At 59.9% G+C, this 12,464-nt stretch carries 13 protein-coding genes and 1 pseudogene; 7 read left to right on the plus strand and 7 right to left on the minus strand.

Features of this window, described 5'->3' with window-relative positions; all coding sequences use genetic code 11:
* Positions 1 to 8 precede the first annotated feature (8 nt).
* On the plus strand, positions 9 to 1,532 hold the full coding sequence (locus HMPREF1024_RS12035; RefSeq protein ID WP_009308740.1) for a PLP-dependent aminotransferase family protein: 1,524 nt from the start codon (positions 9 to 11) through the stop codon (positions 1,530 to 1,532).
* A gap of 52 nt (positions 1,533 to 1,584) precedes the next feature.
* On the opposite strand, the gene rpoH is transcribed toward HMPREF1024_RS12035, so the two are convergent.
* From rpoH to ftsY, 4 genes are all read right to left on the minus strand, one after another.
* Complete coding sequence (gene rpoH / locus HMPREF1024_RS12030; protein ID WP_002920815.1) at positions 1,585 to 2,439, minus strand: RNA polymerase sigma factor RpoH; 855 nt, start codon at positions 2,437 to 2,439, stop codon at positions 1,585 to 1,587.
* A 269-nt stretch (positions 2,440 to 2,708) separates the two neighbouring features.
* Positions 2,709 to 3,764, minus strand: a complete 1,056-nt coding sequence (gene ftsX, locus HMPREF1024_RS12025) for a permease-like cell division protein FtsX (protein ID WP_004173994.1) — start codon at positions 3,762 to 3,764, stop codon at positions 2,709 to 2,711.
* A complete protein-coding gene (ftsE, locus tag HMPREF1024_RS12020; protein WP_002920817.1) occupies positions 3,757 to 4,425 on the minus strand; it encodes a cell division ATP-binding protein FtsE in 669 nt (222 codons plus the stop codon). The genes ftsX and ftsE overlap by 8 nt, the downstream gene beginning before the upstream one ends.
* A 2-nt stretch (positions 4,426 to 4,427) precedes the next feature.
* Entirely contained in the window at positions 4,428 to 5,951 is a 1,524-nt protein-coding gene (gene ftsY, locus HMPREF1024_RS12015) for a signal recognition particle-docking protein FtsY (RefSeq protein WP_009308741.1), read from the minus strand.
* Positions 5,952 to 6,133: 182 nt separating this feature from the next.
* Between ftsY and rsmD the strand changes: the two genes are divergently transcribed.
* Together rsmD and HMPREF1024_RS12005 are read left to right on the plus strand one after the other, a co-directional pair.
* Positions 6,134 to 6,730 carry a 16S rRNA (guanine(966)-N(2))-methyltransferase gene (gene rsmD / locus HMPREF1024_RS12010; protein WP_002920820.1) on the plus strand — a complete coding sequence of 199 codons (597 nt, stop codon included), beginning with the start codon at positions 6,134 to 6,136 and terminating at the stop codon, positions 6,728 to 6,730.
* Positions 6,720 to 6,995 carry a DUF1145 family protein gene (locus tag HMPREF1024_RS12005; protein WP_002920822.1) on the plus strand — a complete coding sequence of 92 codons (276 nt, stop codon included), beginning with the start codon at positions 6,720 to 6,722 and terminating at the stop codon, positions 6,993 to 6,995. Before rsmD ends, HMPREF1024_RS12005 begins: the two co-directional genes overlap by 11 nt.
* A gap of 13 nt (positions 6,996 to 7,008) precedes the next feature.
* Here the strand turns inward: HMPREF1024_RS12005 and HMPREF1024_RS12000 are convergent, their stop codons facing one another.
* Complete coding sequence (locus HMPREF1024_RS12000) at positions 7,009 to 7,359, minus strand: DUF2500 domain-containing protein (RefSeq protein WP_009308742.1); 351 nt, start codon at positions 7,357 to 7,359, stop codon at positions 7,009 to 7,011.
* 150 nt (positions 7,360 to 7,509) lie between these two features.
* On the opposite strand from HMPREF1024_RS12000, the gene HMPREF1024_RS11995 reads away from it, so the two are divergent.
* Positions 7,510 to 8,136 carry a lysoplasmalogenase gene (locus HMPREF1024_RS11995; protein ID WP_004173987.1) on the plus strand — a complete coding sequence of 209 codons (627 nt, stop codon included), beginning with the start codon at positions 7,510 to 7,512 and terminating at the stop codon, positions 8,134 to 8,136.
* 78 nt (positions 8,137 to 8,214) lie between these two features.
* Complete coding sequence (gene zntA / locus HMPREF1024_RS11990) at positions 8,215 to 10,425, plus strand: Zn(II)/Cd(II)/Pb(II) translocating P-type ATPase ZntA (protein ID WP_009308743.1); 2,211 nt, start codon at positions 8,215 to 8,217, stop codon at positions 10,423 to 10,425.
* A gap of 103 nt (positions 10,426 to 10,528) precedes the next feature.
* Here zntA and tusA read toward each other — a convergent pair whose 3' ends face one another.
* On the minus strand, positions 10,529 to 10,774 hold the full coding sequence (gene tusA, locus HMPREF1024_RS11985) for a sulfurtransferase TusA (protein WP_002920858.1): 246 nt from the start codon (positions 10,772 to 10,774) through the stop codon (positions 10,529 to 10,531).
* Positions 10,775 to 10,980: 206 nt separating this feature from the next.
* On the opposite strand from tusA, the gene HMPREF1024_RS11980 reads away from it, so the two are divergent.
* Together HMPREF1024_RS11980 and HMPREF1024_RS11975 are read left to right on the plus strand one after the other, a co-directional pair.
* Complete coding sequence (locus HMPREF1024_RS11980) at positions 10,981 to 11,646, plus strand: 7-cyano-7-deazaguanine/7-aminomethyl-7-deazaguanine transporter (protein ID WP_002920860.1); 666 nt, start codon at positions 10,981 to 10,983, stop codon at positions 11,644 to 11,646.
* A 73-nt stretch (positions 11,647 to 11,719) separates the two neighbouring features.
* On the plus strand, positions 11,720 to 12,277 hold the full coding sequence (locus HMPREF1024_RS11975; RefSeq protein WP_002920861.1) for a DcrB family lipoprotein: 558 nt from the start codon (positions 11,720 to 11,722) through the stop codon (positions 12,275 to 12,277).
* Here the strand turns inward: HMPREF1024_RS11975 and HMPREF1024_RS30660 are convergent.
* A pseudogene (locus tag HMPREF1024_RS30660) lies at positions 12,278 to 12,464 on the minus strand (MFS transporter); the annotation flags it as partial. It lies immediately after the preceding gene.

Raw genomic sequence — 12,464 nt, forward strand, 5'->3', positions numbered from 1 at the left:
GGATCCAATTGCGTTCGCTGGTGGGTGACCTGGTGCTGGTCCGTCTGCAGGAAGAGCGGGATCCTCTTCTGCACAAACGCTTATATAACGCGCTGCGCCGCGCGATCCTCGACGGTTCGCTGGCGCCGCAAAGCCGTCTGCCGCCGTCGCGGGACCTGGCGGGAGAGCTCGGCGTATCAAGAAACACCATATTAACAACTTATGAACAATTGCTGGCGGAAGGATATGTGGTTTCTCGTCGGGGAAGCGGAACATTCGTTGCCCAAACCGCCCCTGAGAGCTCATTGACGGCTAAAGAAGAGCGGGAAAACAACAGTCTTGCGGTACCGACGGCGCATCTTTCACGCCGAGGCCAGCATCTGCTCGGCCAGGTCAGCGCCAGCCCGCGCCAGTGGGGAGCGTTTATACCCGGCGTGCCGGACGTTAACGCCTTTCCCCACCCGCTGTTCAGTAAGATCCAGGCCCGCATCAGCCGTCGGCCCAAACCGGAGCGGCTCAGCTATAGCTGCAACGGTGGCACCCCGGAACTGCAGCAGGCGCTGGTGGATTATCTGCGCGTGTCGCGCGGCGTCCACTGTCAGTCAGATCAAATTCTTATCACCGAGGGGATCCACCAGGCGATCGATCTGGTCACCCGCATGCTGTGTGATAACGGCGATCTGGCGTGGGTGGAAGAGCCTTCCTACTGGGGGATCCGCCACGTGCTGGCGATGAACGACGTTCGGGCAGAGCCCCTGACCGTCGATGCCAACGGCCTGTGCCCGCCGGAGACGGTTGACGATGCGCCGAGGCTGATCTTCGTTACGCCTTCCCACCAGTATCCGCTGGGCGCGGTGATGAGCCTTGAGCGCCGCCAGCGCCTGCTGGCACTCGCCCGTCAGCAGGGGAGCTGGATCGTCGAAGATGATTATGACAGCGAGTTTCGCTTTTCCGGTCAGCCGATCCCCGCCCTGCAGGGTCTGGTCGCCGACGCCCCGGTGGTCTATATCGGCACCTTCAGCAAGACGCTCTATCCCGGCCTGCGCCTGGGCTACGTGGTGATCCCGCGGCCGCTGGTCAGCGACCTGAAGCACGCCCATGCCGAGCTTTACCGCGGCGGCCATTCGCTGATCCAGATGGCGCTGGCGGAGTTTATTACCGCCGGCCACTATTCGGCCCATATCCGCCGTATGCGGCTGCTATACAGCCGTCGCCGCGCCTTTTTAACTGAGCTTATCCAGCGGCACTGTATGCCGTACGCCCTGTCTGACTTCAGCGATAATGCCGGGCTGCATTTGATCCTCAATTTGCCCGCTGAGGCTGACGATGTGGCGATCGCCAGAGAGGCCAATGCGCGGCACATTCTGGTGCGGCCGCTGTCGCGCTACTACCTGACGGCGGCGCGCAAGAAAGGATTACTGATGGGATTCGCCAGCCAGCCCGAAGAGCAGATGGCGTCGGCGTTCAGCGTCTTACTCGGCTGCCTGCAGACGCACTGCCCGCAGATGCTCCTGCTCCGGGAGGACGCAGAAAAACAAAACGCCCCAACCTGAGGCGGGGCGTTATCGGGGAGCCTGATATCAGGTATCAGGCAGGCGTGGCGTATCAGGCTTCGATAGCGGCACGCAGTTTTTTCATGGCGTTCTTTTCCAGCTGACGCACGCGCTCTGCGGAGACGCCGTAGCGGTCGGCCAGTTCCTGCAGCGTGGACTTGTTATCTTCGTCCAGCCAGCGGGCGCGGATGATGTCCTGGCTACGCTCGTCCAGGCCCTGCATCGCGTCAGTCAGCTTATTCGCCGCCTGCTCTTCCCAGTTATCGTCTTCGATGCCGTCGGCAAAGTTAGACGTTTTGTCCTGCAGATACAGGACCGGCGCCATCGGCTGGCTGTCGGACTCATCGTCGGACGACATGTCGAAGGTCATGTCCTGGGCCGCCATACGGGATTCCATCTCGCGGACGTCTTTGCTCGACACGCCCAGCTCACGGGCCACCATTTCCACTTCATCCTGGTTGAACCAACCCAAACGCTGTTTGGTTTTACGCAGGTTAAAGAACAGCTTACGCTGTGCTTTGGTGGTAGCGACCTTCACAATACGCCAGTTGCGCAGCACGTATTCGTGAATTTCGGCTTTAATCCAGTGCACGGCGAAGGAGACCAGGCGCACACCCACTTCCGGGTTGAAGCGACGCACGGCTTTCATCAGGCCGATATTGCCTTCCTGGATCAGATCCGCCTGCGGCAGGCCATAGCCCGAGTAGTTACGAGCAATGTGAACAACAAAGCGCAGGTGAGACAGAATCAGCTTTTTCGCTGCTTCCAGATCGCCCTGGTAATGCAGCTTTTCAGCAAGCTCCCGCTCTTCATCAGCCGACAGCATCGGCCAAGTGTTAGCGGCCCGGATGTACGATTCCAGGTTACCAACGGGGGCTAAAGCTAAAGTTTGCATTTCTTTGGTCATTCAAATCCTCTCAATTGATATCTTCTGACGCGTTCTTGTCCCCATCAGGCAACAAGCATGCCAGCATTCATGAGCAACGAGAATATCACTCACATTAGTATCAGACAGTGATTTTATCCACAAGTTCCATGCAACGGTGTGAATAAATTACGCACAAAATGTGACACCACGATGAAAAAGTGAGGGCAGGAAAAGGGGAACAAGCTTGCGGTATCTTTCCCTGCGAACAGGAACTCATTGCAGCAGGGAAAGATTATATCACGCTTTTATTAATCGGGAGTAAAGTGACGTAAATGTTGCACTGTCGCCAGCCAGGCGGCTACCCACCCGATCATCGAGCAGACGATCAACATCAACAGACACTCGTCGAAGCCTAAGCCGCTCAGCTCAAACTGGGTGCCGAAGACTTTCGCCACTTCGGTCACCGCCGACGAGAGGCGCATTACCAGAATCTCCGACAGGATCAGCGATAAAAACGCGCCGGAAAAGCCCAGCATCGCTCCGCCGTAGAGGAACGGACGCAGGATAAAGCCGTCGGTGGCGCCGATAAGCTTCTGAACGTTAATGGTATCGCGGCGGGCGAAGATGCTCAGGCGCACGCTGTTGCCGATCACCAGGAACACCGCCGCCACCATCAGCACGCCGATCATCGCCGACACGCGTCCTACCAGCCCGGTGAGCGAGGAGAGACGGGCAAACCAGCTGTCGTCCATCCGCACTTCATCAACGCCCTGGATCCGCGTTACCCGATCGCGCAGGGTATTCAGCGCCTCGGTGCTCTGGAAATCCAGCTTCGGCACCACGATGGCGACCGCCGGCAGCGGGTTCTCCTCCAGCATATCCAGGGCGCCGCCAAAGCCTGACCAGTTACGGAACTCCCCCAGCGCCTCGTCACGGGACAAATAGTTTACCTTGTCGACGCCCTGCTCCGCCTGCAGCTGGCCCACCACCCGCGCCGCGGCATCGTCATCCAGCGTTTTTTCCAGATAAACGGTGATCTGCGGCGAGGGATAATACTGGGACGCCGCGCTGCTGACGTTTTTGTAGACCATGTAGCAGACGCTTGGCAGGGTCAACGAAATGGCGATGACCATGACCGTCAGGAAGGTCGCCAGCGGCGTGCTTTTTAGATCCTGCAGCGCGCCGTGCCAGGCATAGCGCACCTGCTCGTTGAATACGTTGCTCTTACGCGAGGCCGGGTTAGGCGCCGCTTTCGGCCGTTTTGGCGCATTGCGCCCGCCACCGCCGCCGCCCGCGGCGTTGCGCAGGCGATCGAACTTGCTGCCGAACTGGCGAATCTGGTTCATTGCGTCGCGCTTATTCACCCCGAATGCCTCCATGCAGATGGCCGTCGCTAAGCGTCAGCACGCGGTACGGACGACTGGAAATAAGCCCCAGATCGTGCGTGGCCATCAGTACCGTCACCCCGACGCGGTTAAACTCTTCAAACAGACGTAAAATCCCCTCCGAGAGCGCCTCGTCGAGGTTGCCGGTCGGTTCATCCGCCAGCAGCACCGCCGGCTTGTTGACCACCGCGCGAGCGATTCCCACGCGCTGCTGCTCACCGCCGGAGAGCTGAATGGGAAAATTCTTCGCTTTGTCCAGCAGGCCAACCTTGTCCAGCGCCGCCGAGACGCGACGACGAATATCATCGCCGCTGGCGCCGGCGATAATCAGCGGGATCGCCACGTTGTCATACACGGTACGATCCATCAGCAAATGGTGGTCCTGGAAAATCATACCGATCTGGCGGCGCAGGAACGGCACCTCACGGCTCTTCAGACGGCTGATTTCATGACCGCTGAAGAAGATTTTCCCGGCGCTGGGCCGTTCGATACCACAGATAAGCTTCAGCAGGGTACTCTTCCCTGCGCCGGAATGGCCGGTCAGAAACGCCATCTCGCCCGGCTGCAGGTGGAAGGTCACCCCCTGCAGCGCTTGTCTCCCACCGAGATAGGCTTTGCTGACTTGTTCAAAGCGAATCATTCTTAATCCTCTCGGGCAAAAAGTGCCTCAATAAAGTCGCCCGCATTAAACGGACGCAGATCCTCAATACGCTCGCCGACGCCAATATAGCGAATCGGAATGCCGAACTGATCGGCCACCGAGAAGATCACGCCGCCTTTGGCGGTGCCGTCCAGCTTGGTCAGGGTGATCCCGGTCAATCCTACCGCTTCATGGAACAGTTTGGCCTGGCTAATAGCATTCTGCCCGGTGCTGGCGTCAATGGTTAACATCACCTCGTGCGGCGCGTCGACGTCCAGCTTTTTCATTACCCGGACAATCTTCTTCAGCTCTTCCATCAGGTGCGATTTATTCTGCAAACGCCCGGCGGTATCGGCAATCAGTACGTCAACATGGCGCGCCTTCGCCGCCTGAATGGCGTCGAAAATCACCGAGGCGGAGTCGGCGCCGGTGTGCTGGGCGATCACCGGGATATTATTACGCTGGCCCCAGACCTGCAGCTGTTCCACCGCCGCCGCACGGAAGGTATCCCCCGCCGCCAGCATCACCGACTTACCCTGCTGTTCAAACTGACGCGCCAGCTTGCCGATGGTAGTGGTTTTCCCCACCCCGTTCACGCCGACCATCAGAATAACAAATGGCGTTTTGCCTTCAACGTTCAGCGGCTCGTCTACTTTGGCGAGAATCTCGCCCATCTCTTCTTTCAGCAGGCCGTACAGCGCTTCCGCATCGCGCAGCTGCTTACGGCTGGCGCCTTCCGTCAGGTTGGTAATGATCTTGCGGGTGGTTTCCACCCCGACGTCGGCGATCAGCAGCTGTTCTTCCAGCTCTTCAAACAGATCATCGTCGATCTTCTTACCGCGGAACAGGCTGATAAATCCGGAACCGAGATTTTGCTTCGTTTTCAGCAGGCTACGTTTGAGGCGGGCGAAGAAACCTTCTTTTGTCGGTTTTTCCTGCTCCTGAGCCAGCGCTTCAAGCGGCGCCTCGTCCTCGGGCGCCGGCACCACTACCGCCGCCTCTTCTGCCGCTTCGGCCGCCAGCGCCTGCGCTTCCAGCTCTTCATCGCTTAACGGCGCGTCCTCTTCGGGCGCTTCTGTCTCCTGCGGCTGGACAACGATGCCTTCCACAGGCTGCTCTGCTACGGCTTCCGCCACCACCGGTTCGGCGATAACCTCTTCCGCCAGCGGCTCAACCACCGCAGGCTGTTCAGGCGGTTCGCTGACCGCGGGCTCCGGTTCAACAACAGGCGTTTCTTCGGTCAGAGCAGGCGTTTCCACCCACTCTTCTTCCTGCGCGCTGGCAGGCTCCGCGAGGTGCGCTTTTTCGCTTTCGACCACCGTCTCGGTCACTTCGACGACGTCTTCGGCAAACGCCGCCGGGTCTGCTTTCGGCGCGCTCGGCTCAGCAGGGGTTTCAACCGCCGGTATCTCTTCGGCAACCGCTTGCTGTTCTTCTACTTTTTGCTCAGTCTCGGTTTCCTGTGCCTGTTCTTTCTGTCCAAAGCCCAGCCAGGAAAAGAAGCCACGTTTTTTCTCTTTTGCCATTTGCGACCACACTCCTCGCTGTTTATTCATGGCGCATCTTCATCAGAAGCTGAAAAAATGATGAAATTAGTTGGATAGTCTATCACTTAACTTAACTCGCAGCACCGCCCCCGGATTAAGGTTTCGTCAACCGCCGTCGATCGCTAGAATAGCAGGCTGGAAGTTGAGACTTGAGCAGAGAGATGAAAAAACCAAACCACGCGGGCAGCGGCCAGATCCGCATCATCGGCGGGCAATGGCGCGGCCGTAAATTACCGGTGCCGGAGAGCCCGGGCCTGCGGCCGACCACCGACCGGGTTCGCGAAACCCTTTTTAACTGGCTGGCGCCGTCCATTGTTGACGCGCACTGCCTCGATTGCTTTGCCGGCAGCGGCGCGCTGGGGCTGGAAGCGCTGTCCCGCTATGCGGCCAGCACCACGCTGCTGGAGATGGAGCGCGGCGTAGCCCAGCAGCTGCAAAAAAATCTCGCCACCCTGAAAGCGGATCGCGGCAAGGTGATCACCACCAACACCCTCAGCTTCCTGAGCCAGCCGGGGACCCCGCACCAGATCGTGTTCGTCGACCCGCCGTTCCGTCAGGGGCTGCTGGAGGAGACGCTACGTCTGCTGGAGACACAAGGCTGGCTGGCCGATGAGGCCCTGGTGTACGTCGAAAGCGAAGTCGAAAACGGCTTACCGCCGGTGCCGGCTAACTGGCAATTGTATCGTGAAAAAGTGGCCGGACAGGTCGCCTACCGTCTTTACCAACGTGAGGCCCAAGGAGAGCACCATGCTGATTAATTTAGGCCGCCTGCTGATGCTGTGCGTCTGGGCCTTTCTGTTATTGAATCTGTTTCAGCCCTTCCCGAAGCCGCTGAATATCTTTGTCAACGTCGCGCTGATTTTCATGATCCTGATGCACGGTCTGCAGCTGACGCTGCTCAAGGCGACGCAGCCGAAAGAGGCGCCGCCGCTGAGCCGCTTTGAGCAAATCCGCATTTTTATTTTCGGCGTGTTTGAGCTCGTCGCCTGGCAGAAAAAACTGAAGGCGACGCTGAAAAAATAGTCCTGAAAAGGGCTCAGGGATCGGGCGTAAACGCCACGAACGCTGTGCCCTTATAACTCAACATCCCACGATCGCCGACGCTCAGCGCGTGATATTGCGGCGCGTCAAGGCGAAACACCACCTCCAGCCCACCGTTTTCGGGGCGAAAGCTCGCTTCATAGCGTATCTCACTGCCTGCGGGCGTCACCGTCTGCTGCCGCGAGCGCCGATCGTTAATCACTTTTTCCCGTTTATTGCTGACGATAACCCGCTTTTGTAGCAACGGCGCGGCGTCATTCGCCTGTTTCTCACGGCGCTGCTGGACATAGCGAAACGAAGCCGCCACCACAATCACCGCGACGACCAGAACAAAAAAGAGGGGCATTTTACTCATTAGGGTTACCCATAAAAAATATCAGGAATCAGCATACTGCGTCGGGAATAACATTGTCATCTGCTACGCCAAACCACTACACTGAGTAGTAGCATCACGCATCCGTAACTTTCTTTATGATAACAGATACAGGGACTTACTATGCTTTGGTCATTTATTGCTGTCTGTTTCTCCGCATGGCTTTATGTCGATGCATCCTATCGTGGGCCGGCATGGCGACGCTGGGTTTTTAAACCTGTCACCCTGATTCTGTTGCTGTTACTGGCCTGGCAGGCGCCGATGTTCAATGCCATCAGCTATCTGGTGCTGGCTGGCCTGTGCGCCTCGCTGCTCGGCGACGCCCTGACCCTGCTGCCGCGCCAGCGGGTGATGTACGCGGTGGGCGCTTTCTTCCTGTCACATCTGCTGTATACCATCTGGTTCGCCAGCCAGCTGACGCTGTCGTTCTTCTGGCCGCTGCCGCTGGTGCTGCTGGTATTCGGCGCCCTGCTAATGGCGGTGATCTGGAGTCGGCTGGAAGAGATGAAAATGCCGGTGCTGACCTTTATCGGAATGACGCTGGTAATGGTCTGGCTGGCCGGCGAGCTGTGGTTTGCCCGCCCCACCAACACCGCGCTGTCCGGTTTCGCCGGCGCAGCCCTGCTGCTGCTGAGCAATGCCGTGTGGCTGGTGAGCCACTATCGTCGCCGCTTCCGCGCCGATAACGCCATCGCCGCCGCGTTCTACTTTGCCGGCCACTTCCTGATCGTGCGCGCGCTGTACCTGTAATTTAGTTCTTGACTCTGGAGTCGACTCCAGAGTGTATCCTACGGCTAATGAGAAAATTATCATTTCCCGGAGGGTGCCATGTCGACTCCAGACGCGCAGGATAAAAAAGTTCCACAATTCTCGTCTTTCACCATGCGGCCAGCAACCGCCCCGGCGGAGAGCTGCTGTACAGATCACGCCTGCGCCACAGAGTCCGCCCCTGCCGCCGAAGCGCTTAGCGACGCCCGCTATAGCTGGCAAGTTGATGGCATGGACTGCGCCGCCTGCGCCCGCAAGGTGGAAACCGCGGTCCGTCAGGTGCCCGGGGTCAGTCAGGTCCAGGTGCTGTTCGCCACAGAAAAGCTGCTGGTTAACGCCGAGGGCGATGTCCGCGCTCAGGTTGAGAACGCGGTCCGCCAGGCGGGGTATACGCTGCGCGATGCCGATGCTCCCGCAGCAGAGCAAACCCGAGGGTCGCTGCTGCGCGACAATCTGCCGTTACTGACGCTGGTTATCATGATGGCCTTGAGCTGGGGGCTGGAGCAGGCCAACCACCCTGCCGGTCAGTTGGCCTTTATTGCCACCACCCTGGTTGGCCTGTGGCCGGTTGCCCGCCAGGCGCTGCGCCTGATCAAGAGCGGGAGCTGGTTCGCCATTGAAACGCTGATGAGCGTCGCCGCCATCGGGGCGCTGTTTATCGGCGCCACCGCGGAGGCGGCGATGGTCCTGCTGCTGTTCCTGATCGGCGAGCGTCTCGAAGGCTGGGCCGCCAGCCGCGCACGGCAGGGGGTGAGCGCGCTGATGGCGCTGAAGCCCGACACCGCCATCCGTCTGCGCAACGGCGTACGGGAAACCGTCGCCCAGCGCGACCTGCGTCCCGGAGATGTGATTGAAGTGGCTGCCGGCGGGCGTCTGCCGGCGGATGGCCAGCTGCTGTCGCCGTTTGCCAGCTTTGATGAAAGCGCCCTGACCGGCGAGTCGGTGCCGGTGGAACGTCAGGCCGGGGAACGGGTAGCGGCGGGCGCCACCAGCGTCGACCGCCTGGTGCAGCTTACCGTGATATCCGAACCGGGCGACAGCGCCATCGACCGCATCCTGAAGCTGATTGAAGAGGCTGAGGAGCGTCGGGCGCCGATCGAGCGCTTCATCGACCGCTTCAGCCGGATCTACACCCCGGCCATTATGGTGGTGGCCTTGTTGGTCGCCATTGTCCCGCCGCTGTTCTTCGCCAGCGCCTGGCTGCCGTGGATTTATAAAGGGCTGACGCTGCTGCTGATCGGCTGTCCGTGCGCGCTGGTCATCTCCACGCCGGCGGCCATCACCTCCGGCCTGGCGGTCGCCGCCCGCCGCGGGGCGCTAATCAAAGGCGGCGCGGCGCTGGAGCAGCTGGGCCAGGTGCGCCAGGTGGCGTTCGATAAAACCGGCACCCTGACCGTCGGCCAGCCGCAGGTGACTTCGGTTATTGCCACGGCCGAAGTTGACGACAACGCGCTGCTGGCGCTGGCGGCGGCGGTGGAGCAAGGCTCCAGCCACCCGCTGGCGCAGGCTATCGTCCGTGAAGCGCAGCGGCGTCAGCTGAGCATTCCGCTTGCCAGCGGCCAGCGGGCGCTGGCGGGCTCTGGTATCGAAGCCGAAGTCAACGGCAGCCGCATCCTGATCTGCGCAGCCAGCAAAGCCGCCCCGGCAGAGCATGAGGCGCAGATCCAGCAGCTGGAAAGCGCCGGGCAAACGGTAGTGCTGGTGATGCGCGGCGAGAAGCTGCTCGGCATTCTGGCGCTGCGCGATACCCTGCGCGACGACGCGCGTCAGGCGGTGAATGCTTTACATCAGTTGGGCGTTCAGGGGGTGATCCTTACCGGGGATAACCCGCGCGCCGCGGCGGCCATCGCCAGCGAACTGGGGCTGGAATTCCGCGCCGGTCTGCTACCGGCGGACAAGGTCAACGCGGTGATAGCGCTGAATGCCGACGCGCCGCTGGCGATGGTCGGGGACGGTATCAACGACGCGCCGGCGATGAAAGCGGCCACCATCGGCATCGCCATGGGCAGCGGAACCGACGTGGCGCTGGAGACGGCCGACGCCGCGCTGACCCATAACCGTCTGACCGGCCTGGCGCAGATGATTTCCCTGGCGCGCGCCACCCACGCCAATATCCGCCAGAACATCGCGATTGCCTTAGGGCTGAAGGGGATTTTCCTCGTCACCACCCTGCTCGGCCTGACCGGTCTGTGGCTGGCGGTGCTGGCGGATACCGGCGCCACCGTGCTGGTAACGGCTAACGCGCTGCGGTTATTGCGTAAGAAGTTGTAGCATCGATACCGGCTTCCCTGCTCGCGCTACGCTTAGCAGGGCTACGGTTCCAGACCGTCGGGTAGCCCGGATAAGGCGCTACGCGCCGCCATCCGGGAGAGGCTCAGTGGCTTTTGCGGATCAGGTAGCGGTACGGCAGGGCTTCGGTTTCCTGGGCCACCAGCTCATGCTCCATAAAGCGGCAGAATCCCGGGATATCGCGGGTGGTGGCCGGATCGTCAGCAATAATCAGCAGCGTCTCGCCCACCGGCATCGTCCGCACGGTTTTACGCACCATCATGACCGGCTCCGGGCAGCGGAGTCCCAGGGCATCCAGGGTGTGGTCAGGAGTGGAGAAAAGTTCGCTCATTTTAGTCTCACGTCAACAAAACGGCCCTAGTTTACCCCCTGCTCGCCAGTACGCAAGCCAGGTTAACGTTTGCGCGAAAAACAACCATTGCATTACGCCGGCAACGCAGTATCATGCAGCCGTTTTTAATTGGGTTCCCTCACCCCAACGTTCCGCTGCCGATTGCTCATTCACCTGAAGCATGACGGGCATAAAAAGGTCACAATATGAATCCGTTTACTACCGTACAGCGCAAAAAAGCGCTCGTCTGGCTTTCGCTATTTCATTTGCTGGTCATCACCTCCAGCAACTATCTGGTTCAGCTGCCGATCTCCATCTTTGGTTTCCATACCACCTGGGGCGCGTTTAGTTTTCCGTTTATTTTCCTCGCCACCGACCTGACGGTGCGGATTTTTGGCGCCCCGCTGGCGCGACGCATCATTTTCGCGGTGATGGTCCCGGCGCTGGCCATCTCTTACGGCATCTCCGCGCTGTTCTACATGGGCGAATGGCAGGGCTTTGCCGCGCTGGGCACCTTTAATCTCTTCGTCGCGCGCATCGCCGTCGCCAGCTTTATGGCCTATGCGCTGGGGCAGATCCTCGACGTTCACGTCTTTAACCGCCTGCGGCAGAGCCGCCGCTGGTGGTTGGCCCCTACCGCCTCGACGCTGTTCGGCAACATCAGCGATACCGTGGCGTTTTTCTTTATCGCTTTCTGGCGCAGCCCGGACCCGTTTATGGCCGCCCACTGGGGGGAAATCGCCCTCGTCGACTACAGCTTTAAAGTGCTTATCAGCATCATTTTCTTCCTGCCGATGTACGGCGTGCTGTTAAATATGCTGTTGAAAAGACTGGCGGATAAATCTGATTTGTCGGCATTACAGCCGAGTTAAAGGTACTCGCGGGCTGATGTGTTAAGATAGCCGGATGAGCCATTAGTGGCCGTTTATCGAAAGGAAGATGTCAATGCGCAATTTGGTTAAATATGTCGGTATTGGCCTGCTGGTGATGGGGCTTGCCGCCTGCGATAACAGCGATTCAAAAGCGCCAACCGTTGGCGCAGCAGCGGAGAGCAATGCCAGCGGCCAGGCAATCAGCCTGCTGGATGGCAAGCTGAGCTTCACCCTGCCTGCGGGCATGGCCGACCAGAGCGGCAAACTGGGTACCCAGGCGAACAATATGCACGTCTACTCTGACGCTACCGGCCAGAAAGCGGTCATCGTCATCGTCGGCGACAGCACCAATGAAGATCTGGCGGTGCTGGCGAAACGCCTGGAAGATCAGCAGCGCAGCCGCGACCCGCAGCTGCAGGTGGTGAGCAATAAACCGCTGGAGATTAAAGGCCATACCCTGCAGCAGCTGGACAGCATTATCTCCGCCAAGGGGCAGACCGCCTGGTCTTCCGTGATCCTCGGCAAAGTGGATGACAAGCTGCTGACCCTGCAGGTCACCCTGCCGGCGGATAACCAGCAGCAGGCGCAGACCGAAGCGGAAAGCATCATCAACACCCTCACCATCCAGTAATTACTGGCCTGGTGCGCTGGCCTCCGGTTCGCTAACCGGGGGCCGTTTTTTTAGCCGCCAGCCCAACAGCAGCGCCGCCATCACCAGCCCCGCCGCGGCGAGATAAATCATCGAGATCCCGGTCCACGCCATCAGCAATCCGGCCAGCGGCCCGCTGACGCCCAACGACAAATCCATAAACACGGTA

Source organism: Klebsiella sp. 4_1_44FAA, assembly GCF_000238715.1.
GTDB lineage: Bacteria > Pseudomonadota > Gammaproteobacteria > Enterobacterales > Enterobacteriaceae > Klebsiella > Klebsiella pneumoniae.

Coding starts and splice junctions, on each gene's coding strand:
- HMPREF1024_RS11995 (WP_004173987.1), top strand. CDS start 7,510: ATGCTTTGGTCATTTATTGCTGTCTGTTTCTCCGCATGGCTTTATGTC.
- ftsE (WP_002920817.1), bottom strand. CDS start 4,425: ATGATTCGCTTTGAACAAGTCAGCAAAGCCTATCTCGGTGGGAGACAA.
- HMPREF1024_RS11980 (WP_002920860.1), top strand. CDS start 10,981: ATGAATCCGTTTACTACCGTACAGCGCAAAAAAGCGCTCGTCTGGCTT.
- rpoH (WP_002920815.1), bottom strand. CDS start 2,439: ATGACCAAAGAAATGCAAACTTTAGCTTTAGCCCCCGTTGGTAACCTG.
- HMPREF1024_RS12005 (WP_002920822.1), top strand. CDS start 6,720: ATGCTGATTAATTTAGGCCGCCTGCTGATGCTGTGCGTCTGGGCCTTT.
- ftsY (WP_009308741.1), bottom strand. CDS start 5,951: ATGGCAAAAGAGAAAAAACGTGGCTTCTTTTCCTGGCTGGGCTTTGGA.
- HMPREF1024_RS11975 (WP_002920861.1), top strand. CDS start 11,720: ATGCGCAATTTGGTTAAATATGTCGGTATTGGCCTGCTGGTGATGGGG.
- HMPREF1024_RS12000 (WP_009308742.1), bottom strand. CDS start 7,359: ATGCCCCTCTTTTTTGTTCTGGTCGTCGCGGTGATTGTGGTGGCGGCT.
- rsmD (WP_002920820.1), top strand. CDS start 6,134: ATGAAAAAACCAAACCACGCGGGCAGCGGCCAGATCCGCATCATCGGC.
- zntA (WP_009308743.1), top strand. CDS start 8,215: ATGTCGACTCCAGACGCGCAGGATAAAAAAGTTCCACAATTCTCGTCT.
- tusA (WP_002920858.1), bottom strand. CDS start 10,774: ATGAGCGAACTTTTCTCCACTCCTGACCACACCCTGGATGCCCTGGGA.